The sequence below is a fragment of the Halomonas saccharevitans genome (genome assembly GCF_032333995.1).
Taxonomy (GTDB): Bacteria; Pseudomonadota; Gammaproteobacteria; order Pseudomonadales; family Halomonadaceae; genus Halomonas; species Halomonas saccharevitans.
Map to the genome: position 1 here is coordinate 376,909 of NZ_JAVXUR010000001.1, position 22,111 is coordinate 399,019.

General features: G+C 67.8%; 21 protein-coding genes. 15 read left to right on the forward strand and 6 right to left on the reverse strand.

What is annotated here, in order from left to right; all coding sequences use genetic code 11:
- Nucleotides 1–8: 8 nt before the first annotated feature.
- Nucleotides 9–437 carry a SufE family protein gene (locus RSO68_RS01735; protein ID WP_089848900.1) on the reverse strand — a complete coding sequence of 143 codons (429 nt, stop codon included), beginning with the start codon at nucleotides 435–437 and terminating at the stop codon, nucleotides 9–11.
- A 37-nt stretch (nucleotides 438–474) separates the two neighbouring features.
- A complete protein-coding gene (locus RSO68_RS01740; protein ID WP_315585203.1) occupies nucleotides 475–1,590 on the reverse strand; it encodes a tyrosine-type recombinase/integrase in 1,116 nt (371 codons plus the stop codon).
- 438 nt (nucleotides 1,591–2,028) lie between these two features.
- Here RSO68_RS01740 and RSO68_RS01745 point away from each other — a divergent pair, with 438 nt between their 5' ends.
- Nucleotides 2,029–3,087 carry a DNA-binding protein gene (locus RSO68_RS01745; protein WP_315585204.1) on the forward strand — a complete coding sequence of 353 codons (1,059 nt, stop codon included), beginning with the start codon at nucleotides 2,029–2,031 and terminating at the stop codon, nucleotides 3,085–3,087.
- 55 nt (nucleotides 3,088–3,142) lie between these two features.
- Here RSO68_RS01745 and nfuA read toward each other — a convergent pair whose 3' ends face one another.
- Nucleotides 3,143–3,733 (reverse strand): Fe-S biogenesis protein NfuA, encoded by a 591-nt coding sequence (gene nfuA / locus RSO68_RS01750; protein ID WP_089848906.1) that lies wholly within the window; start codon nucleotides 3,731–3,733, stop codon nucleotides 3,143–3,145.
- Between the two features lie 356 nt (nucleotides 3,734–4,089).
- Here nfuA and metH point away from each other — a divergent pair, with 356 nt between their 5' ends.
- From metH to RSO68_RS01770, 4 genes are all read left to right on the forward strand, one after another.
- Nucleotides 4,090–7,809 (forward strand): methionine synthase, encoded by a 3,720-nt coding sequence (gene metH, locus RSO68_RS01755; RefSeq protein WP_315585205.1) that lies wholly within the window; start codon nucleotides 4,090–4,092, stop codon nucleotides 7,807–7,809.
- Nucleotides 7,810–7,870: 61 nt separating this feature from the next.
- Nucleotides 7,871–9,199 carry an MATE family efflux transporter gene (locus tag RSO68_RS01760; protein ID WP_315585206.1) on the forward strand — a complete coding sequence of 443 codons (1,329 nt, stop codon included), beginning with the start codon at nucleotides 7,871–7,873 and terminating at the stop codon, nucleotides 9,197–9,199.
- Between the two features lie 118 nt (nucleotides 9,200–9,317).
- Nucleotides 9,318–10,970, forward strand: coding sequence for a nitrite/sulfite reductase (locus RSO68_RS01765; RefSeq protein WP_315585207.1), 1,653 nt, complete (start codon nucleotides 9,318–9,320; stop codon nucleotides 10,968–10,970).
- A complete protein-coding gene (locus RSO68_RS01770) occupies nucleotides 10,963–11,493 on the forward strand; it encodes a DUF934 domain-containing protein (RefSeq protein ID WP_089848914.1) in 531 nt (176 codons plus the stop codon). The genes RSO68_RS01765 and RSO68_RS01770 overlap by 8 nt, the downstream gene beginning before the upstream one ends.
- Before the next feature lie 112 nt (nucleotides 11,494–11,605).
- Here RSO68_RS01770 and smrA read toward each other — a convergent pair whose 3' ends face one another.
- Complete coding sequence (gene smrA, locus RSO68_RS01775) at nucleotides 11,606–12,196, reverse strand: DNA endonuclease SmrA (RefSeq protein WP_315585208.1); 591 nt, start codon at nucleotides 12,194–12,196, stop codon at nucleotides 11,606–11,608.
- Between the two features lie 158 nt (nucleotides 12,197–12,354).
- Between smrA and RSO68_RS01780 the strand changes: the two genes are divergently transcribed.
- From RSO68_RS01780 to RSO68_RS01810, 7 genes are all read left to right on the forward strand, one after another.
- Nucleotides 12,355–12,615: a helix-turn-helix domain-containing protein gene (locus RSO68_RS01780; RefSeq protein ID WP_315585209.1), complete on the forward strand. Its 261-nt coding sequence runs from the start codon at nucleotides 12,355–12,357 to the stop codon at nucleotides 12,613–12,615.
- A 3-nt stretch (nucleotides 12,616–12,618) separates the two neighbouring features.
- A complete protein-coding gene (locus RSO68_RS01785) occupies nucleotides 12,619–13,923 on the forward strand; it encodes a type II toxin-antitoxin system HipA family toxin (RefSeq protein ID WP_315585210.1) in 1,305 nt (434 codons plus the stop codon).
- A 90-nt stretch (nucleotides 13,924–14,013) separates the two neighbouring features.
- Complete coding sequence (locus tag RSO68_RS01790) at nucleotides 14,014–14,457, forward strand: gamma-glutamylcyclotransferase family protein (protein WP_315585211.1); 444 nt, start codon at nucleotides 14,014–14,016, stop codon at nucleotides 14,455–14,457.
- 79 nt (nucleotides 14,458–14,536) lie between these two features.
- Nucleotides 14,537–14,884 carry an arsenate reductase (glutaredoxin) gene (gene arsC / locus RSO68_RS01795; RefSeq protein WP_315585212.1) on the forward strand — a complete coding sequence of 116 codons (348 nt, stop codon included), beginning with the start codon at nucleotides 14,537–14,539 and terminating at the stop codon, nucleotides 14,882–14,884.
- A gap of 40 nt (nucleotides 14,885–14,924) precedes the next feature.
- Nucleotides 14,925–15,548, forward strand: coding sequence for an NAD(P)H:quinone oxidoreductase (wrbA, locus tag RSO68_RS01800; RefSeq protein WP_089848926.1), 624 nt, complete (start codon nucleotides 14,925–14,927; stop codon nucleotides 15,546–15,548).
- Nucleotides 15,545–15,937, forward strand: a complete 393-nt coding sequence (locus tag RSO68_RS01805) for a DUF2069 domain-containing protein (RefSeq protein WP_089848928.1) — start codon at nucleotides 15,545–15,547, stop codon at nucleotides 15,935–15,937. The genes wrbA and RSO68_RS01805 overlap by 4 nt, the downstream gene beginning before the upstream one ends.
- A gap of 84 nt (nucleotides 15,938–16,021) precedes the next feature.
- On the forward strand, nucleotides 16,022–16,495 hold the full coding sequence (locus RSO68_RS01810) for a c-type cytochrome (RefSeq protein WP_315585213.1): 474 nt from the start codon (nucleotides 16,022–16,024) through the stop codon (nucleotides 16,493–16,495).
- A 102-nt stretch (nucleotides 16,496–16,597) separates the two neighbouring features.
- Here RSO68_RS01810 and RSO68_RS01815 read toward each other — a convergent pair whose 3' ends face one another.
- Complete coding sequence (locus tag RSO68_RS01815; RefSeq protein ID WP_315585214.1) at nucleotides 16,598–17,296, reverse strand: cytochrome b/b6 domain-containing protein; 699 nt, start codon at nucleotides 17,294–17,296, stop codon at nucleotides 16,598–16,600.
- 129 nt (nucleotides 17,297–17,425) lie between these two features.
- On the opposite strand from RSO68_RS01815, the gene RSO68_RS01820 reads away from it, so the two are divergent.
- The 3 genes from RSO68_RS01820 (at nucleotide 17,426) to pdxH (ending at nucleotide 19,206) form a co-directional block, all read left to right on the forward strand.
- The gene (locus RSO68_RS01820) at nucleotides 17,426–18,127 is read left to right on the forward strand and encodes an AzlC family ABC transporter permease (RefSeq protein WP_245781491.1); all 702 of its coding nucleotides are present in this window, start codon (nucleotides 17,426–17,428) and stop codon (nucleotides 18,125–18,127) included.
- Entirely contained in the window at nucleotides 18,124–18,471 is a 348-nt protein-coding gene (locus RSO68_RS01825; RefSeq protein ID WP_315585215.1) for a branched-chain amino acid transporter permease, read from the forward strand. The genes RSO68_RS01820 and RSO68_RS01825 overlap by 4 nt, the downstream gene beginning before the upstream one ends.
- Before the next feature lie 93 nt (nucleotides 18,472–18,564).
- Complete coding sequence (pdxH, locus tag RSO68_RS01830) at nucleotides 18,565–19,206, forward strand: pyridoxamine 5'-phosphate oxidase (protein WP_089848936.1); 642 nt, start codon at nucleotides 18,565–18,567, stop codon at nucleotides 19,204–19,206.
- A 97-nt stretch (nucleotides 19,207–19,303) separates the two neighbouring features.
- Here pdxH and RSO68_RS01835 read toward each other — a convergent pair whose 3' ends face one another.
- Nucleotides 19,304–22,051 carry a bifunctional acetate--CoA ligase family protein/GNAT family N-acetyltransferase gene (locus RSO68_RS01835; protein ID WP_315585216.1) on the reverse strand — a complete coding sequence of 916 codons (2,748 nt, stop codon included), beginning with the start codon at nucleotides 22,049–22,051 and terminating at the stop codon, nucleotides 19,304–19,306.
- Nucleotides 22,052–22,111: the final 60 nt, after the last annotated feature.

A 22,111-nucleotide genomic window follows, 5' to 3' on the forward strand; every position in this document is an offset into this window, starting at 1 on the left:
CCTATGGGTCAGGCAGCGGCTTCTTGTTCGGCCACTCGGTAGATCCGCTCCAGCATGGCGTTGAGGCCGTTGCTGCGGGTCGGCGACAGATGCTTGTCGAGGCCGAGATCCTTGAGGAAGTGCGGGCCGGTGGCGCGGATGTCCGCCGGCCGGCGGTCGTTGTAGATGCGCATCAGCACGGCGATCAGCCCGGAGACGATGGCGGCATCGGAGACCGCATCGAAGTGCAGGGTCTCGCCTTCGCGGCGGTGACGCATCCAGACGTTGGACTGACAGCCCTGGATCTTCAGCTCATCGACTTTCCACTCCTCGGGGAAGGTCGGCAGCTGCTTGCCCATGTCGATGATGTACTGGTAGCGATCCATCCAGTTGTCGAACATCTCGAACTCGTCGAGAAGCTCCTGCTGGGCCTGTTCGGCGGTGGTCTCGGTGCTCATGATCTCTCCTCAAAGCGGTGAGGTTCAGTATAACGACTCAGGCGTCCCATCTCGATCCTCCGCCGTCGTCGTGCTCTTCATAGGCGGCCCCGCTCCCGAAGCCATGGCGGGCCTGCTGGCGATGCCACTCCTCATCCTCGGCATGCAGGTAGCGCGCCGTGGTATCGAGTCGCGAGTGGCGTGCGGTGCCCGCCAGGTAACGAAGCTCCACGCCGGCCTGAGCCTGGTGTGTCAGGGCCGTATGACGCAGCCAGTGGGGCGTCGCCTGGCGCAGGCGCGCCGCGGCGTCGCGAGCCTCGTCGCCCTGCTCGGCCTCCAGGACGTCCGCCGCCTCGCCGAAGGCGTCGCGAATCAGCCGATAGAGCCGGTTGTCGCCCAGGCCCCGCCTGCCGTCCAGGGCCCTGAGTAGCGGGCCATCGTCGTCCGACGCAGGATGGGGTGACAGACCCAGGGCCTCCCGCCAGGCCTCCAGCAGGGCCAGCATGTCCGGCGGCACCGGGATTTGCGCCGCCTTGTCGCCCTTCCCGATCACCCGCCACCACCAGCGCCCCTCGCGGCGCACGAAGTCGTTCATGCGCGCCGCGCTCATCTCGCCGATGCGCGGGGCCAGCAGGTAGGCGAAGCCGAAGACCAGCCGGCGACGCGACCGCTCGAAGACCCGGCGCGGTGCGGCGTCCGCCGCCATAGGCCGATTGAGCCAGGCCCAGAACCAGTCCCACAGCGGCCGCTCGAGATAGCGCTCGATGCCACCCTGGCGATTATCCAGGCGGCGACGCTTGTCGCGCATCAGCCGAAACGGGTTGTGGCCGACCCAGCCCGCTTCCACGAGCCAGGCGTACATGCCCTGCAGGATGACCAGGCTCTGCCGGCGACTCGCCGGTGACAGCGGCCCGCGAAAGGGCCGCCAGCGGGGATCGTCGCGAGGTCGTACCGGGCCGATCCAGCGCTCGGCCGGACGCGGATCGGCCAGAAACACCTCGAAGGCATCCAGGTCACCCCGGCGCAGCTCGCCAAGGCCCCTGCCCTGCTCGGAAAGCCACAGCAGCAGCCGCTCCGCCTCACGGCGATAGGCGCGCTGGGTCTGCCGGCTGGCTCGATACTCGGCGAGCCACCGCGCCACCGCCTCGGCGTCGCTCTCGGCCTCGATATGCACGCGCGTTGCCGGCGAAGGCGCGAGATCCGCCGCGGGCGCTCGGCTCGGCGCGACCTCCAGGCCCTTTGCCAGGCTCCGATCACCCCCCCGACTACCCTGCTCAACCCCCTGATGTGATTCGTCTCTCATCGACTCCTCGTGTCCTTCCCTGACATTCATGCCGTATCGATTTACGCCGTGGCTCCCCGCGACTCTTGCCGTATTTCGCGACCTGCTTGTGGAGGGCCCCTTCTGCCACACCGCCCAGTGTCGCCCCTGTACCGCCACATAATCAAGATAAGCCGCGTAATCTTGATTTTATTCTGATTAATGTAAATATTTTTACGTTTTACGTATTATGTAATTGGCTTCAATATTGGCCCGCTCCCAGTTAGACTGGCGCCCTGAACACCAACACGGCCCGACATGCGGGCGGCAGACCACCACGAGGACACGACCATGGCGCGCAGCGGCGTGCGGTACGAGGATGTACAGCGGGCCATCGACGCTCTGCTCTCGAAAGGCGAGGCCCCGAGCGTGCACAAGGTGCGCGAGGTGCTCGGCACCGGCAGCTTCACCACCATCAGCGAGCACCTGCGGGAGTGGCGCACCCAGCGCGAGGAGAACCGCGACCAGCCCCCGCCCCACGGCATGCCGCCGGCGCTGCAGGAGCTCGCCGAGGCGCTGTGGGAGAAGGCTCAGGCCGCCGCCAACGAGGCGCTGGCCCACTATCGCCAGGAGGCCGACGGCCGAGTGGAGACGGCCCGCCAGGAGGCCGGCGAGGCGTCACGCCGCGCCGAAGATGCCGAGCAGCGGGAGTCGGCGCTCTCCGCCCACCTGGCGAGCACCGAGCAGCGCCTGACGGAACAGAGCGGGGAGCTCGCCCGCCGGGAGGCCGAACGCGATACCCTGGCCGAGCGCGAAGCGAAGCTCTCCCGCCAGCAGGCGCGGCTCGAGCAGCAGCTCGCCGACCTGCAGCAGGCGCAGGAGCAGAAGGCCCGGGAGCATCAGCAGGCGCTGGCCGAGCAGGCGTCACACCACCAGGAGCGGCTGACCCAGGAGGAGAAGCGTCATGAGAGCAGCGAATCGCGGCTGATGGCCCTGCTCGACCAGGCGCGCCAGGAGCGCCAAGCCGCCGACAAGGCCCACGCGCAGCGCCACCAGCAGCTCGAGACGCGACTGGAGAAGACAGAGCGGCTGGTGCAGGAGGCGCGAAGCGCGCTGGCCGAGGAAGAGAAGCGCCACCGGGAGACCGACTGGGCACGCCGGCAGGCCGAGGAGCGCACGCGCACGCAGCAGCACGAACAGGCTCTGCTGCAAGGGCGCATCGACGAGCAGAAGCAGCTGCTGGCCGAGCAGGCGCGCCGCCTGCGCGACCTAGAGACTCAGCTGCATCGCTGCCTGTGGCAGGCACCGGTGACGCCGCCTGACAACGAGCACGAGACAGAGGGCGAAGCCGAACACGGCGCCAGAAACGACGAAGGCCCCGCGAATGCGGAGCCTTCCAGGGAGGAGTGAGCGCGACACCGGGAGGTCGAAGGCCTCCCGGGGCGTCTCGCGCCCATCGCCGCGCTTAGCGGTAGTAGGCGTTGGTGGTGTCCGAGTGGTCGGTCACGTCGCGGATGCCGGCGAGCTCCGGGATGCGCTCGAGCAGGGTCTTCTCGACGCCATCCTTGAGGGTCAGGTCGACCGCCGCGCAGCCCTGGCAGCCGCCGCCGAAGGCCAGGATCGCCACTTGGTCCTCGGTCAGCTCGACCAGCTTGATCTCGCCGCCGTGGGAGGCCAGACCCGGGTTGATCTCGCTATAGAGGATGTAGTTGACGCGATCCTCCAGCGGGCTGTCGGCGTTGACCTTGGGCATCTTGGCGTTGGGCGCCTTGATGGTCAGCTGGCCACCCATGCGATCGGCGTTGAAGTCGACCACGGCTTCCTCGAGGAAGGCCAGGCTGTTCTTGTCGAGATAGACGCGCAGCTTGGGAAGCTCCAGCAGCTCGTCGTTGGGCTCCTCCTCGCCGGGCCGGCAGTAGGCCAGGCAGGTCTCGGCGTAGGGCGTGCCGGGCTGGGTAATGAAGATGCGTACCGCGATGCCCTCGACGTTCTGCTTCTCGAGCAGCTCGGCGAGGTAGTCCTGGGCGCTATCGGTGATCTGGATGCTGTCGCTCATCATGCTCTCGCTATCGTGACCCGCCGCAGCGAAGACCGTCGCGACGGAGGCAGAAATGGTGATGACATCAATGGTAAGCGACCCGCGCGGCCGACACAATCCCGACTGATTTGCTGGGTTTTACATCCATCGGCTGTATGAAGCTCGGTCACGCACGACATGAAAGACGCTCGCGTCGCGCCCCTGCCGCGGCGCGCCGGCTTTTGCTAGGATGATCGGCTTGCCCGGCGACCCGCCGACGTGCCGCATCTCGGCAGGCCGCCCTCGGCCCGCAGCGCCTCAATGAGACAAGACGCCACAGGCGCACCGCTGCCGGCCAGAACCTTGACGCTTCTTCGCTGGAGATTGACCCGCCCATGGCCGCCGTTCCCACCGCCCAGACCGCCTCGCTTCACGACAGCCTGTCACGTCGCATCCTGATGCTCGACGGCGGCATGGGGACCATGCTGCAGAACGCCGAGCTGTCTGAGCAGGAATTCCGTGGCGAGCGCTTTACCGACTGGCCCAGCGACCTCAAGGGCAACAACGACCTGCTGGCCCTGACCTGCCCCGACCTGGTGACCCGCATCCACCGCGACTACCTCGAGGCCGGTGCCGACATCGTCGAGACCAACACCTTCAACAGCACCCGCCTTTCCCAGTCGGACTACGGCATGGAAGCGCTGGTGCCGGAGCTCAATCGCGAGTCGGCGCGCCTGGCCCGCCAGGTGTGCGATGCCGTGGCCGAGGAGAGCGGCGTGCCGCGCTACGTGGCGGGGGTGCTGGGGCCGACCTCACGCACCGCCTCGCTGTCGCCGGACGTCAACGACCCCGCCAAGCGCAACGTCACCTTCGACGCCCTGCGCGAGAACTACCGTGAGGCCGCCGAGTCGCTGATCGAGGGCGGCGCCGACCTGATCATGATCGAGACGGTCTTCGACACCCTCAACGCCAAGGCCGCGATCTTCGCCCTCGAGGAGCTCTTCGAGGATCGCGGCGAGCGTCTGCCGGTGATGATCTCCGGCACCATCACCGACGCCTCCGGGCGCACGCTCTCGGGGCAGACCACCGAGGCCTTCTGGAACTCGGTACGCCACGCCCGACCGCTCACCATCGGGTTGAACTGTGCCCTGGGCGCCGAGGAGCTGCGCCCCTACGTCGAGGAGCTCTCGACCAAGGCCGACACCTTCGTCTCGGCCCACCCCAACGCCGGCCTGCCCAACGAGTTCGGCGAGTACGACCAGACCCCCGAGGAGATGGCGGCCATCGTCGCCGAGTTCGCCGCAAGCGGCCTGGTCAACGTCATCGGCGGCTGCTGCGGCTCCACGCCCGAGCACATCGCGGCGATCCATGCCGCCATCAAGGACCTGCCCCCGCGCCGGGTGCCCGAGCGCTCGCGGGCCTGTCGCCTCTCCGGGCTCGAGCCCTTCAACATCGAGGCCAACTCGCTGTTCGTCAACGTCGGCGAGCGCACCAACGTCACCGGCTCGGCACGCTTCAAGCGGCTGATCGTCGAGGAGGACTACACCACGGCGCTGGAGGTGGCCCTGGAGCAGGTGGAGAACGGCGCCCAGGTCATCGACATCAACATGGACGAGGGGATGCTCGAGTCCGAGGAGGCGATGGTGCGCTTCCTCAACCTGATCGCCGGCGAGCCCGACATCGCCCGGGTGCCGATCATGATCGACTCCTCCAAGTGGGCGATCATCGAGGCGGGCCTGAAGTGCGTGCAGGGCAAGGCGGTGGTCAACTCCATCTCCATGAAGGAGGGCGAGGACGCCTTCCGCGAGCAGGCCACCGCCTGCCGGCGCTTCGGCGCCGCCGTGGTGGTGATGGCCTTCGACGAGGCGGGCCAGGCGGACACCTTCGCCCGCAAGAGCGAGATCTGCGAGCGCGCCTACCGCATCCTGGTCGACGAACTGGACTTCCCGGCCGAAGACATCATCTTCGACCCCAACATCTTCGCCATCGCCACCGGTATCGAGGAGCACGACAACTACGCCGTGGACTTCATCGAGGCGACCCAGTGGATCCGCGAGCACCTGCCTCACGCCATGGTCTCCGGCGGCGTCTCCAACGTCTCCTTCTCGTTTCGCGGCAACAACCCGGTACGCGAGGCGATCCACTCGGTGTTTCTCTACCATGCCGTGCGCGCCGGCCTGACCATGGGCATCGTCAACGCCGGCCAGCTGGCGGTCTACGACGACCTGCCGACGGAGCTTCGCGAGGCCGTGGAGGACGTGGTCCTCAACCGGCGCAGCGATTCCACCGAGCGTCTGCTGGAGCTCGCCGACAAATACAAGGGCGACGGCAGCGGCCCGGCCAAGAAGGAGGATCTGGAGTGGCGCTCCTGGGAGGTCGAGCAGCGCATCTCCCACGCCCTGGTCAAGGGCGTCACCGCCTACATCGAGGAGGACACCGAACTCGCTCGCCAGCGTGCCGAGCGCCCCATCGAGGTGATCGAGGGGCCGCTGATGGACGGCATGAACGTGGTCGGCGACCTGTTCGGGGCCGGCAAGATGTTCCTGCCCCAGGTGGTCAAGTCGGCGCGGGTCATGAAGCAGGCGGTGGCCTACCTGATCCCCTACATCGAGGCCGAGAAGAGTGCCGAGACCAAGGCCAAGGGCAAGATCGTCATGGCCACGGTCAAGGGCGACGTGCACGACATCGGCAAGAACATCGTCGGCGTCGTCCTGCAGTGCAACAACTACGAGGTGATCGACCTGGGCGTGATGGTGCCCGCCGAGAAGATCCTGCAGACGGCCCGTGAGGTGAACGCCGATATCATCGGCCTCTCCGGGCTGATCACCCCGTCGCTCGACGAGATGGTCCACGTGGCCAAGGAAATGCAGCGCCAGGGCTTCAGCCTGCCGCTGCTGATCGGCGGCGCCACCACCTCCAAGGCTCACACCGCGGTCAAGATCGAACCGGGCTACGATCAGCCGGTGATCTACGTCTCGGACGCCTCCCGCGCGGTGGGCGTGGCCGGCAAGCTGCTCTCGCCGGCCCTGAAGCCGGCCTACATCGCGGACATCCGCGCCGAGTACGAGACGGTGCGCGAGCGTAATGCCAAGCGTCGCCCCAAGGCCGCCGACTTGAGCTACGACGAGGCGCGACGCCGCAAGCCCGACATGGCCTGGGAGGGCTACACGCCGCCCCGGCCGGCCATCACCGGCCTCCAGGTGTTCGACGACTACGACATCGAATCGCTGGTCGAGCGCATCGACTGGACGCCCTTCTTCATGAGCTGGCAGCTGGCCGGCAAGTACCCGAGGATCCTAGAAGACAAGGTGGTCGGCGAGGCCGCGCGCCATCTCTTCGCCGACGCCCAGGCGATGCTTGGCAAGCTGATCGACGAGAAGCTGGTGCATGCCCGCGGGGTGATCGGCCTGTGGCCGGCCAACTGCGTCGACGACGACGTCATCGAGGTGTACGCCGACGAGTCACGCCGAGAGGTGATCGAGCGGCTGCACCACATCCGGCAGCAGACCACCAAGAACCGCGACGGCGTCTGCCAGAGCCTCGCCGACTTCGTGGCGCCCCGTTATGACGCCAGCGGCGAGGAAAGCGGCCAGCCGGACTGGATCGGCGGTTTCGCCGTGACCACCGGCCACGGCGTCGAGGCGCTCGCCGAGCGCTACAAGGCCGCCGGCGACGACTACAACGCCATCCTGGTGCAGTCGCTCACCGACCGCCTGGCCGAGGCCTTCGCCGAGCGGCTCCACGAGCGGGTGCGCAAGGAGTTCTGGGGCTATGTGCCCGACGAGACCCTGGATAACGAGGCGCTGATCGCCGAGAAGTACCAGGGCATTCGCCCGGCGCCGGGCTATCCGGCCTGCCCCGATCACACCGAGAAGGCGACCCTGTTCCGCCTGCTCGACGCCACCGAGAACGCCGGCCTCGCGCTCACCGAGAACTTCGCCATGTGGCCCGCCGCCGCAGTCGCCGGCTGGTACTTCTCGCACCCCCGCTCGAAGTACTTCTCGACCGGCAAGATCACCCGTGATCAGGTCGAGGCGCTGGCCACTCGCAAGGACATGAGCGTCACGGACCTCGAGCGCTGGCTCGCGCCGGTGCTCTCCTACGACCCCGCCTGACCCCGACGGCCCGCCAAGGCGGGCCATGTCTGCCCCTTTGCCCCACCTTGCCGGAAGACGGATGCTGCCCGAGCCCACCCGCCGCCAGACGATCCTGCGCCTCTCACTGCCGATCATCGCCGGCATGCTCACTCAGAGCCTGCTCAACCTGATCGATGCCGCCCTGGTGGGCTCGCTCGGCCAGGTGCCCCTGGCGGGCGTAGGCATCGGCGGCTACGCCATGTTCCTGATCACCGCCATGGTCTTCGGGCTCTCCTCGGGGGTGCAGGCCCAGACGGCGCGACGCCACGGCGAGGAGGACTGGGGACGACGCGCCCTGCCGCTCAATGCCGGGCTTGCCATCGCGATGGCCGTGGCGGGCCCGCTCACCCTGCTCTGCCTGTGGCAGGCGCCGCGCCTGCTGGCACTGATCAACCAGGACCCCGCCGTCAACGCCGTGGCGGTGGAGTACTTCCGCTGGCGGGTGGTGTCGCTCGCCCCGGTGGCGATGATCTTCTGCTTCCGCGGCTACTGGAACGGCATCCAGCAGACCGGCATCTACCTGCGCATCATCCTGGTGATGCACGCCATCAACGTGGTCGCGAGCCTGGGGCTGATCTTCGGGCTGGCCGGGCTGCCGGCCATGGGCGCGGCCGGGGCCGGGGCCGGCACCAGCCTCTCGTTGTTCGCGGGGCTCGCCATCTGGGCCGGGCTCAGCCTGCGTCACGCCACCGGCAGCGGCTTCATGGTCGAACGCCCCCGGGGCGCCGTGCTGTCGACCACCCTGCGCCTGGCCACGCCCCACTCCTTCCAGCAGCTGTGGTTCGCGGCCGGCTACGCGGTGCTGTTCTGGATACTCGGCCGCATCGATACGCCAAGCGTGGCGGTGGGCCACGTGCTGGTGAACCTCTCGCTGCTGCTGATTCTGCCCGGCGTGGGGCTCGGCATGGCGGCGATGAGCCTGGTCGGGCAGGCGCTGGGCCGCCAGGCACACCATGACGCCCACCGCTGGGGCTGGGACGTGGTACGCCTGGCCTGGTGCGCCCTGGCGGTGCTGGCCCTGCCGATGCTGCTCTTCCCCGAGGCGGTGCTGCGCCTCTTCCTCCACGACCCGGGCCTGATCGCTCTGGGCCGGCTGCCGCTGCAGCTGACCGCGGTGATGATCGTGCTCGATGCCGCCGCTCTAGTGTTCGCCCAGGCACTGCTGGGCGCCGGCGCGAACCGCACCGTGATGACCGCGACCCTCTCCCTGCAGTGGCTGGTGTTCCTGCCGCTGGCCTGGTGGGTGGGCGTGGTACTCGAGCAGGGTCTGCTCGGCATCTGGTGGGTGCAGCTTGGCTATCGCTGCCTCAATTCGGCCTGGTTCGTGCTGATCTGGCAGCGGCGCCGCTGGCAGTCTCTGGCGCTCTAGCCGGACACAGCCTCATTCCATTTCGCATATAAACTATGCACATTTATTCTTTTCTAGAATAAACGGCAGCGGGTAAGGTAGCGCCAACGTCCCTTTTCTCGATTCAGGATCGCGCTGCATGTATCGCTACGACTCCCACGACCAGACCCTGGTCGATGAACGCGTCGCCCAGTTCCGCGACCAGATGCGCCGCTACCTCGCCGGTCAGCTCGGCGAAGAGGAGTTTCTGCCGCTACGCCTGCAGAACGGCCTCTATATTCAGCGCTACGCCCCCATGCTGCGTATCGCCATTCCCTACGGCATGCTGGCCTCCTACCAGCTGCGCAAGCTCGGTGAGATCGCCGCCCGCTACGATCGAGGCTACGGCCATTTCACCACCCGCACCAACCTGCAGCTGAACTGGCCGAAGATCGAGGACGTGCCGGACATCCTCGCCGATCTGGCCAGCGTGCAGATGCATGCCATCCAGACCAGCGGCAACGATATCCGCAACACCACCACCGACCAGTTCTCGGGGATCGCCGCCGATGAGGAGGTCGATCCGCGCCCCTGGTGTGAGCTGATCCGCCAGTGGTCGACCTTTCACCCGGAGTTCGCCTTCCTGCCGCGCAAGTTCAAGATCGCCGTGACCGGGGCCGCCGACGACCGCGCCGCCATCCAGGTCCACGACGTCGGGCTGCGCCTGTGGCGCGACCGCGACGGCGAGGTGCGCATCAAGGTGCTGGCCGGCGGGGGCCTTGGGCGCACGCCGATGATCGCCGAGGTGGTGCGCGAGGACCTGCCCTGGCAGCACCTGCTCACCTACCTCGAGGCGCTGGTTCGCGTCTATAACCAGTTCGGCCGCCGCGACAACAAGTTCAAGGCGCGCATCAAGATCCTGGTCAAGGCGCTGGGCGTCGACGAGTTCCGCCGCCGCGTCGAGGAGGAGTGGGCCCACCTCAAGGACGGCCCCCAGACCCTCAACGACGAGGCGCTCAAGGCCGTGGCCGAGCACTTCGTCGAGCCGGACCGCCGCGCCGTGCCCACCGAGGCCCTCGAGGCCTATGAGCGGCTGCGCGGCGAGAACCGCGCCTTCGCCCGCTTCGTCACCAACAATGTCACCGACCACAAGGTGGCCGGCTACAAGGCGGTCACCCTGTCGCTGAAGCGCCGCGAGCACTCGCCGGGGGACGTCACCTCCGAGCATATGGCCGCGGTGGCGGACCTGGCCGACGAGTTCGGCTATGGCGAGCTGCGGGTCACCCACGAGCAGAACCTGGTGCTCACCGACGTGCCAGTGGATCGCATCGAGGCGCTCTGGCAGCGCCTCGAGGCCCTGGGCCTGGCCAATCCCACCGTGGGCACCCTGGCCGACCTGATCTGCTGCCCCGGCGGCGACTACTGCGGCCTGGCCAACGCCAAGTCGATCCCGGTCGCCCACGCCATCCAGGAGCGCTTCGAGGATCTCGACTTCCTCTACGACCTGGGACCACTGGAGCTCAACATCTCCGGCTGCATGAACGCCTGCGGCCATCACCATGTCGGCCACATCGGCATCCTCGGCGTCGACAAGAAGGGCGAGGAGTATTATCAGATCTCACTGGGCGGCAGCCAGGGCAACGGCGCCTCGCTCGGCAAGATCCTCGGCCCCTCCTTCTTCCGCGAGGACGTGCCGAGCGTGATCGACAAGCTGCTCAAGGTCTATGTCGGCAGCCGTCAGCCCGACGAGACCTTCCTCGACACCTATCGCCGCATCGGCCTCAAACCCTTCAAGGAGCGTGTCTATGCCTGAGCAGACCGTCACTCGTCCGCTGATCGTCGATGGCCGCCCGGTCGAGGCCGACTGGGCCCGCCACGACGACGACACCGCCCCGGCCGAGGGCCCGGCACTAGTGCGCCTGGATGTCTGGCAGGCGGCCGGACATCGCGCCGACCTGGCGCCCTGGCTGCCCAGCGACACCGAGCTCACGCCTGAACTCGCCGACGAGCTCGCCCAGGCGCCGCTGATCGGCGTCGACTTCCCGAAGTTCACCGACGGCCGCGGCTACTCCATCGCGCGGCTGCTGCGCGAGCGATATGGCTACTCGGGCCAGATTCGCGCCGTCGGCGACGTGCTGATCGACCAGCTCTTCTACCTGTCGCGCTGCGGCGTCAACGCCTTCTCGCTGCGCGAGGATCAGATCGTCGAGGACGCGCTGAACGCCCTGACCACCTTCAGCCGTGGCTACCAGCCGGGCACCGACGACCCGCAGCCGCTGTTCCGTCGTCGCCTGCGCGAGCTTGCCGGCCGTCTCCGGGAGCCGGCTCTGGCCTGACCGGAGCGCCAACGCCCCTGTCACGACGCCCAGACCAACGACGCCGCCGGCCCCCAAGGCCGGCGGCGTCGCTATGCTCTACCGCATATCTAACACACAGCGGCGGCCCGACTCAGCCGCGACGCTTCTGCTGACGCTCACGGTTGTTGGCCTTCGCCCGTTCGCTCTTGCGCAGCATCACCCAGGTGGCGCCCAGGCCGCCATCCGCCTGGCTCGCCGAGGCGAAGGCCTGGACCTCATCGAGGCTCTGGAGCCATTTCGCCAGACAGGAGCGCAGCACGTTGGCGGGACTGTCGATCTCGCGGCCACGGCCATGAATGATCATCACCGAGCGCAGGTCGTGGGCGTAGGCCTCGCGGATGAAGGGCGGCAGCATCCGGCGACACTCCTCCAGCGGCCGACGCAGCAGGTGCAGGCTGGCCTGGACCGGATAGCCGCCGTGACGCAGGCGGTCCACCACGGCGGTCTGGATGCCGTCGCGATGGAAGTGCAGCGGATCGAAGGGCGGCATCAGGTCGATGAAGTCGGTCGAGAGGAGATCGCCCCCCGGCGTCTCGGCCGCCGCGCTCTCCCGCCGGGCCAGCTGCGCCTCACTGGGGGCGCGGTGGGTCTGGCCGGTATGCGCACGACCCTGTCCACGCAACAGGGGTGTCACGTCGCCCATCAGGGCCTGAAAATCGGCGTCGTCTTGAAGGTCCGTCATGGCACACCTCCTGGCCAGCTGAGTAGACATTTCATCCTAGCAAAGGGCTCAGGGCCATCCCATATCGCGATGGCAGTTAAAAATATCCGCCTTAGAGGATATTGTGCTATTATCCTCCATAGCGGATAAACACTTTTTTATCCTCTATAGGGGATATCATGAAAATCACCTCACCCGAGATGCTCGCGCAATCGCTCAAGAACGCACGCAAGCGTCGCCACCTGACGCAGCAGGTCACCGCCGAGCAGGTCGGCATCAAGCAAGCGACCGTTTCGGGCTTCGAGCACCATCCGGAACGCAGCCGACTCGAGACGCTGTTCAAGCTGCTGTCGGCCCTCGAGCTGGAGCTCCACGTCACCGAGCGCAACAGCGCCGAGGATACGACCAGCCCCGAGGCGGGCTGGGAACAGGAGTGGTAGGCCATGGCGAACCTCACCGTCGCGATGAACGGCATCGAGATCGGCACCCTGAGCCTGGCCCGATCTGGCGCCATGGCCTTTCGGTACCATCCCGAATGGGTAGACCGCCCGGGTGCCCGGGCGGTCTCGCTGTCGCTACCGCTCTCAACCGCGCCATATCGCGGCGAGGTGGTCTACAACTTCTTCGACAACCTGCTGCCCGACTCGGAGGCGATTCGCGCCCGCATGCAGGCACGCTTCCGGGTATCGACGCGCCACCCCTTCGATCTGCTGGCCAGCATCGGCCGCGACTGCGTCGGCGCGATACAGTTGATGCCCGAAGACGCCCCGGCCGGCGACGTCCATGCCGTCACCGCCGAGCCGCTCGATGAAGCGGCCATCGAGACGCTGCTGTCCGGCTATCAGGACGCCCCACTGGGCATGGTCGAGGGGCAGGATTTTCGCATCTCGCTGGCTGGCGCCCAGGAGAAGACGGCGCTGCTCTGGCACCGGGGACGCTGGCAGCGTCCCACGGGCAGCACGCCCACCAGCCACATCTTCAAGCTGCCGATCGGGTTTCTCGAACACGGCAACATCGACCTGCGCCGGAGTAGCGCCAACGAGTGGCTGTGCCTGCGCCTACTGGAGGCTTTCGGCCTGCCGGTGGCTCGCACCCAGCTCGCCCGCTTCGGCGACCAGGAAGTCCTCGTGGTCGAGCGCTTCGACCGACGCTGGTCGCGGGACGGTTCCTGGCTCATGCGCCTGCCCCAGGAGGACTTCTGCCAGGCGCTGGGCATCGCCCCGGCGCTGAAGTACGAGAGCGATGGCGGCCCGGGGATCGCGCAGGCCATGCGCCTGCTGCGCGGCTCGCAGCAGGCCGGCCTGGATCGGGAGCGTTTCTTCAAGGCCCAGATCCTGTTCTGGCTGCTGGCCGCCATCGACGGGCATGCCAAGAACTTCAGCCTGTTCCTCGAGCCGGGAAGCGCCTATCGCATGACGCCGATGTACGACGTCATCTCCGCCTATCCGCTCATGCGTCAGGGCAGCATGGCCGCCGAGCGCGCCAAGATGGCCATGGCCCTCAAGGGCAAGAATCGCCACTACCGCTGGTCGAGGATGGCGCCCCGACACTTCACCGCGACCGCACACCAGGTCGACTACTCGGCGGAGCGCGTGACCGCGCTGATGGGCGAGATCGCAGACGCGGCCGAGGGCGTCATCGACACGCTCGCCGCCAGCCTGCCTGCCGACTTCCCGGCAGCGACCGGCGAGCCCATCCTCGAGGGCGTTCGTCAGCAGGCATCAAGACTGGCGGATTTCCTGACCTAGGCGTTGCCTTCATCCTGGTGCCCTGTGCTGCCATGCCGGCCACCGGGTATGGCAGCATGGGCGCCGTCCCATCACCCCGGAGCTTTTCTCATGCCCTCCCCGCGTCTGCTGATCGGCCTGCCCCTGTTCATCGCCCCAGCGGCGATCGCCGGCTGGCTGTGGCTGACCATGCTCAGTCCCTTCACCTACGAACGCCCGGACCACCTGGGCCCGATCTCCGACGGGCCCCACCGGGTCTTCGTCTATGGCACCCTGACCCACGCCCCGATCCGCTGGCTGGTCTATGGCCGCGCAGGCGATCCCGACCCGGTGGTGCTGGAGGGATTCCGGCGCACGGGGCTGGACCTCGCGCCGGCACCGACGGCCCGGGTAGAGGGCCTGCTGCTGCGGGTCGATGCCGAGGAGCTCTCCCGCCTCGATCGCTACGAGCGCCTGGGCATCCGCTACGAACGGGTACGCCTCACACTGCGCGACGGCACGCAGGCCTGGGTCTATCGACGCCTGCCGGAGGACGCCGTCGAGGCTCCGGAGTGACGCCCGCCCACCGTCGGGTTGTGGCCCGATATCGGCGCCTTCTACAATGGCGTCATTCATCAGGGTTCAAGGAGTCTCCATGGTCAGCATCACCCTCTACCACAACCCTCGCTGCTCCAAGTCACGCGAGGCCCTGGCCCTGCTCGAGGAAGCCGGGTCCGAAGTGCGGGTGCGCCGCTATCTGGACGAGCCGCTCAACGACGCCGAGCTCGAGGCCCTGATCCAGCGTCTGGAGGGCGAGCTCTCGGCCCTGGTGCGCCAGAACGAGAGCGAGTGGAAGGAGCGAGGGGCCGATGCCGACGACCCGCGCCAGGTCGTCGAGGCCCTGCTCGCCCACCCGCGGATCCTGCAGCGACCCATCGCCGACAACGGGCGGCGTGCCATCATCGGCCGCCCCCCCGAGGCCATCCGCGCCCTGCTCGACTGAGCCTCGCCCGCCCGAACTTCCAGGTCACCCAGGAACCCCCATGACCGCAAACCGTCCGTACGTGTTGATTCTCTTCTACTCTCGCCACGGCGCCACCCGCGCCATGGCCGAGCGCCTCGCGGCCGGCGTCGAGGCGTGCCCGGGCATCGATGCCCGTCTGCGCACGGTGCCCGCCGTCTCGGCCACCTGCGAGGCGGTGGAACCCGACATTCCCGACGAGGGTGCCGTCTATGCCACCCTCGACGACCTGCGCCACTGCGCGGGACTTGCCATCGGCAGCCCGACCCGCTTCGGCAACATGGCCGCCCCGCTCAAGTACTTCATCGACGGCACCAGTGAGCTGTGGCTGGGCGGAGCCCTGGTCGACAAGCCGGCCACCGCCTTCACCTCCACCTCCAGCCTACATGGTGGCCAGGAGACCACGCTGATCTCGATGCTGCTGCCGCTGCTGCACCACGGCATGGTCTACGCCGGCCTGCCCTATAGCGAGATCGAGCTGATGAAGACCGAGGGCGGCGGCACGCCCTACGGCGCCAGTCACCTGGCCGGCACGCGCAGCGACCGTCCGCTGGACGAGCATGAGCGCACGCTGGCCTTTGCTCAGGGCAAGCGTGTGGCGCGCCTCGCCCTGGCCCTTGAGGCCTCGCGCCGGGAGGCCAAATGAGACAGTGGCTGGAAGGACTGGAGGCCCGCAAGGGCCTCGACCACCTGACCGACGCCTCGCGCCGCCTGGTGCTCGGCAGCTACGCCGTCCTGCTGGCGCTCGCGCTCTATCGCGGCATGCTCGTCAGCACCGACGGCAATCCCCTGGTGCCGCTGATCGCCTTCGTGCTACCGCTGGTGCTCTTCCTGCCGTCGATCATCGCCCGTCGCCCACGCGGCCATGCCTGGCTCTCCTTCGTCAGCCTGCTCTACTTCACCCAAGGCGTGATGGTCGCCACCCTGCCAGGCCAGGGGCTGCGCGGCGGTGCCGAGGCGCTGGTCTCCCTGGCGCTGTTCACCGGCTGCATGGGCTATGCGCGATTCCGCAGCCGCCAGCTGCGGGCCGGCTAGCGGCGGCGACGAAAAATGCTAGGCTGGGCGAAGCCGTTCGTTGCTCGACGACCGGTCTTCCCCCGACACGAAAAGGAGATCGTGATGACCCTGATGCGCAGACCTCTTATCGCCACCGCCGCCCTGACCCTCGCGCTCGTCGGCACCACCAGTAGCCACGCCGCCGATGTCGACAAGTCCATCGAGTATCGCCAGGACGCCCTGGGCGTGATCGGCTGGCAGATCGGCCCGCTGGGCGACATGGCCCAAGGCAAGGTCGATTACGACGCCGAGGAATTCGCACGCCGTGCCGAGAACCTCGCCGCCGTGGCCCCACTGCCCTGGGAAGGTTTCGTCGAAGGCTCCCTGCGGGGCGACGGCCACGGGGTGGATACCGCCGCCCTGGCCGATATCGCCGACGACTGGGGAGACTTCGAGTCCCGCCAGCAGGCCATGATCGAGGAAACCGCCACCCTGGCCGAGCTCGCCCAGGGAAACGACTTCACCGCCATGCGCCGTCAGGTCGCGGCGGTCGCCGATACCTGCAAGGGGTGTCACGATAACTACAAGGCCGAGTGAGACGACCTCGGAATGCAATGAAACGAGAAGGCGGCCCACGGGCCGCCTTCTCGTTAGCGCTGTCTGCGCTTCACCACTTCCCGACCAAGCGCGGCCCGACCGTCACAGCTGCCAGAGCCAGGACACCACCCCCACGGCCACTATTATCAGCCCGGCCGCGCGCCACGGTTTGCCTTGGGTCACTGCGCCCTGGTGGGCAGATCCGTCGTGGGCAGGGCTGTCGTGGGGAGGACCGGGCAGCCGCTTGACCCCGTGGATCATAGCGCCGACCAGCCGTTCACCCTTCCACCGGTGAATCAGCAGCGCTACCAGGTGCAGGCCGATCAGCCCGAGCAGCAGCTGGCCGTTCCAGTGGTGCAGGGTGCGCAGCGCATCGCTGGTTGTCGTGGAGACCCGGTCGTAGAGCGGCGCCTGGAAGAAGACGTCGTCGCTCAAGAAGAGGCCGCTGATCGCCTGGACACTCAGCGACACCAGCATCACCACGACCGCCAGACCGCCGAGGGGATTGTGTCCGGCATAGGGCGGCAGCGCGCCGCGCCACAGGGCCCGGAGGTAGCCCAGCACCGCCCGCGGCCCGTACAGGAAGTGCCGAACCCGGGCGTGGTGACTCCCCGCCAGCGCCCAGCCCCAGCGAAAGAGCAGCAGTCCCAGCACCACCAGGCCGGCTCGGGCATGGATCTCAACGGGAAAGACGAAGGGGGCTCCCCCCATCTTCATGGTGTAGTAGGACAGCGCCACGGCGCCCACCAGCGCCCAGTGAAACAGGCGAATCGACAGATCCCAGACTCTTATGCGGTGCATGTTGCTGGCTCCTTGCCTTCCTGCAATAGTATATCCTTGCCTCTGGGCGAGACACGGGTCACGTCGGCCCATGATAGCTCGCCTGAGGCCGTCTTATCGCCCCCGCACACGACGACAAGGAGGTCCAGGGTGCAAAAGCGCCATGCCTGGCATGAGGCCAGCGTCACGACCCTGCCGGTGATGTTCGGCTACCTGCCGCTGGGGGCGGCCTTCGGCATCCTCGCCATCGAGGTCGGCATCCCCGTCTGGGGAGCGCTACTGATGTCGCTGGTCATCTACGCCGGGGCCGGTCAGTTTCTCGCCGTGGCGCTGCTCGCCGCCGGGGCGGGCCTGGTGGAGGTGGCCGTGGCCACCCTGATGCTCAATTCCCGCCACCTCTTCTACGGCCTCTCGCTGCTCAAGCGCTTCCAGGGCGCCGGCTGGCGCAAGCCCTATCTCATCTTCGCGCTGACCGACGAGACCTACTCGCTGCTGACCACCCACGGCGGGGAGCGAGAGCTGGACCACGCCCAGGCCTTTCGCCTCAGCCTGCTCAACCAGCTCTGGTGGGTGCTGGGCAGCGTGGCGGGCGTGCTGATCGGCACCACCCTGGAGTTCGACAGTCGCGGCATCGAATTCGCCCTGACGGCGCTGTTCATCGTGCTGACCTTGGAGCAGGCCCGGCGGCTGCGCCAATGGCTGCCCTTCGCGATCGCGCTGGTCACCGGGATCGGCGCCGTGGCGCTGCTGCCCGACCGCCACCTGCTACTGGGCGCCATCGGGGCGACCACCCTGGTGCTGCTGGTCGACCACCGCCGCCGTCAGACACACCGCGAGGCCCCGACCCCATGAGCACCCTCGAGCTGCTGATCTTCATCGCCGTCTGCGCCGGGGCGACCTTCGCCACGCGCGTGCTGCCGTTCGTGGCCCTGGCCCGCCAGGCGGAACACCCGCTGATCCTGCATCTGGGGCGCTACCTGCCGCCGGCGGTGATGATGATCCTGGTGATCTACGCGCTGCGCGACTTCCGCCCCCTTGCCGACGGCCACCTGAACGTCGCTCCCGACGGCTGGCCGCTGATCCTCGCCTCGCTGACGGTAGTCGTGCTGCACCTGTGGCGGCGCCATGCCCTGCTGTCGATCGCCGGAGGGACCGGCGCCTACATGGCCATGGTGCAGCTGGGCTGGACGCCGTAAGCTTGGGAAAGACTTTCACATGGCCCGTTGATCCAGGGCATTGAGCTCGGCCCGACGACCGGCGACCATGGTACAAACTTCAAGGAGACGGTCATGACACGCAATATTGCCGATATTCGGCGCGACTATGAGGGTGGTCAGCTGGACGAGGCAGACTCACCCGACGAGCCCATGACGCTGTTCGACGAGTGGCTGACCCTGGCGCTCGACACCGAGGGCAGCGACGGCAACGCCATGACCCTGGCCACGGCCGACAGCCAGGGACGCCCCCACGCCCGGATCGTGCTGCTCAAGGGCACCGACGAGAAGGGCATGGTGTTCTTCACCAACTATCACAGCCACAAGGGCAGCGAGCTCGCCAACGTGCCCCATGCCTCGCTGGTGTTCTGGTGGCCCGGTCTCTCCCGCCAGGTCCGCGTCGAGGGCCGGGTGGAGCAGGTCAGCCCGGAGGAGTCGGACACCTACTTCGCCAGTCGTCCCCGCGGCAGCCAGCTGGGGGCCTGGGTCGCCACCCAGAGCGTGGTGATCCCCGATCGCAGCTGGCTCGCTCAGCGCGAACAGCGCTTCGAGCATGCCTATGAGGGGCAGGAGATTCCCCGCCCGATTCACTGGGGCGGCTACCGCGTGATCCCTGACATGATCGAGTTCTGGCAGGGACAGCCGAGCCGGCTCCACGACCGCCTGCGCTACGAGCGCCGCGACGGCAGCTGGCACCGCTTCCGCCTGGCGCCCTGATTCCGAGCCGGCACCTGCACGGTCACATCGGTCCGAACCTGCGCAGCCCCCGTCATGGCGGGGGCCGCGCTCTTTTCAGGGCCAGCGAGCGCCGGCGTCAGTCCGGCTGGCTCTCCAGGCGGTGGCGCTGCCACTCGCTCTCCGGCTCGTTGAGGCGCAGCACGGCGTCCACCACCTGCTCCTCCATGTTGTAACGCAGGCGAAAGCCCAGGTGCTTCATCAGCGAGCGCATCGGATGGTTGTCGACCATGATCTTGCCGATCATCTCCAGGGTGCCGACGCTCTGGCAGTAGCCGATCATCTTCTTCATCAGCAGGCTGCCGATGCCCAGCCCCTGCAGGTCGTCACGGATGATCACCGAGAACTCGGTGCGGATGTTGTCGGGGTCGTTCCACACCCTCACCACGCCGAGCATCTCCTTGGCGCCGTTCTCGCCCTTGTGTTCGGCGATGAAGGCCATCTGCCGGTCGTAGTTGATGTGCGAGAGGATCGACAGATCGCGCTGGGTGAGGTCGGCCTTGTTGTGGAAATAGCGAAAGCGGATGCTTTCCTCGGAGAGCTGATCGTGAAAGCGAGTAATCAGCGGCGCATCCTCGGCGCGGATCGGGCGCACCTCGACCTCCCAGCCATTCTTCAGCGTGAACCACTCCCGCAGCTCCTCGGGATAGGGCATGATCGCGAAGCGCGCCGGCGTGCCGAGGTCCATGGCGAAGTCCACGGCCAGCAGGCCATCGCGATTGAGCACCAGCGGGTTGAGTTCCAGCCCGCGCAGCTGCGGCAGGTCGCTGGCCATCTGCGACAGGGTCACCAGCAGTTCGCAGAGCCGCTCGAGGTCGCGCTCGGGATGGTTGGAGTGCTCGCGGATCAGCCGCGCCGCGTGAGTGCGCCCCACCACGTCCGCCGCCAGGCTCATGTTGAGCGGCGGCAGCGCCACCTGCCGGTCGGCCAGGATATTGACCTTGTAGCCGCCGATACCGAACACGATCACCGGACCGAACACCGGGTCGCGGGTGATGCCGGCGCACAGCTGCATGGAGTGCTTGCCGCGCTGCATGGCCTGTAGGCAGTACTCGCGAATCGCGAAGTCCGGGAACTTCTCCTGCACCCGGTCGCCCAAGCGCCCCACCGCCTCGGCGACCTGTTCCGGGGTCGCCAGGTCCTGGAGCAGGCCGGCGGAAATCTTGTGGGGGTGCTGGCGGTAGCGGAAGGGACGGCAGTTACCCTCGTGAATCACCTTGAGCGCCATCGGGCCATCGAAGGCGGCCGACGCCTCGGCCGCCTCCTCCGGCGTCTGGGGATATCGGCTCGACGCCACCGGCAGCCCGTAGGCCTCGAGCACCTGCGCCGTCTCGGAATGTGAGAGGGTCTCGCGCCCCGCCTCGCGGGCCTCCTCGATCAGCTGCCGGCAGCGCCCGCGGATCTCCGGAGTCGTGGCGAAGGGCAGGCTCGGCGGAATCTCCTGGAGCAGCGCCTGCACGCGCTGGTAGTCCACCATGTGCATGAAGGCCTTGACCGCCTTTTCGGGGCTGAGATAGGTGGGAATGCCCGCCAGGTTGCACTCGTGGCGGGCCGACAGCGCCTCGTGCAGGCCCATCCAGCTGGTCAGCAGGTTGCGCCGAAAGCGCTTGCGGGCGGCGATGATTGCCTGGGCGGTGGTCTTCGACGGAGCCTGCCGCGTCGGGGCATGCACCACCAGCACGGCGTCGACGCCGCGGTCGGCCGCCACGATCTCCAGCGCCTCAACGAGCCGTTCCGGGGTGGCGTTGCCGCCCAGATCCACCGGATTCTCGCCGGGCTTGCTCATATCGAAATCGTCGCGGCGCAGGGCATCGCGGGTCTCCTCGCTGAAGCTAGCCAGCCTGCCCCCGGCATTGATCAGCTTGTCGATGGCGAGCATCGCCGGCCCCAGGCCGTTGGAGACGATGGCCAGGCGATCGCCCTTCAAGGGCTTCACTCGCGACAGCGTCTCCAGGGCATCGAACAGCTCGTCGGAGTCATTGACCCGCACCACCCCGGCGCGGGCGAAGGCCGCATCGAAGATCTGGTCGCGATTGGCCACGCCCGGCGTCGGCGGAAGGCCCGAGATGTCGGATTCGGCAGTGCGCCCACTCTTGATGGCCAGCACCAGGCGGTTGCGCGACGCGTCGCGCAGCGCGGTCATGAAGTGCTGGGCATCCATGATGCGCTCGAGGTGGAGCAGGATCGCCTGGGCCGGCGAGAACTGGTTGATGTAGTCCATCAGGTCGGGCAGCAGCACATCGACGCTGTCGCCCACCGTCAGAAGGTGGGAGAAGCCGATGCCGCGACCGGCGGCCCAGTCGATCATGGCGTTGCCCAGCATCCCCGACTGGCCGAGATAGGCCACGCGGCCGGCCTTGACCGGCTGGCTGGCGTAAGAGGCATTAAGCTTGCGCCCGGGGACGATCAGCCCCATGCACTCGGGGCCGAGCACGCGGATGCCCGAGGCCCGGGCCGCGCCGAGCATGCGGCTGCGGATCGAGCCCTTGCCGCCGTGCTCGCGGTCGAGGTGAGCCCCGCCGGAGAGCACCAGCGCGGCCTTGACCCCGAAGCGGCCGAGGGTGTCGATCAGCTTGGGCACCGTCTGCACCGGTGAGCAGATCACCGCGAGGTCCGGCACCTCGGGAAGATGCGACACCCGGGTGACGCAGGGCGCCTCGAAGACCGCGTCGTAGCCCTTGGGATTGACCGCCCAGACGCTGCCGGGAAAGCCGCCCTCACGAAGGTTGCGGATCACCAGGCCACCCATGGAGTGGGGCTTCTCGGACGCACCGATCACCGCGATGGTGCCGGGCTCGAAGAAGTGGCGAAGAAAGCGCGTGCTCAAGCCAGGACCTCCCTGCGCGGGGGCTCGCCCCGTCGCGTTTACGACTTATGGACACTGTCC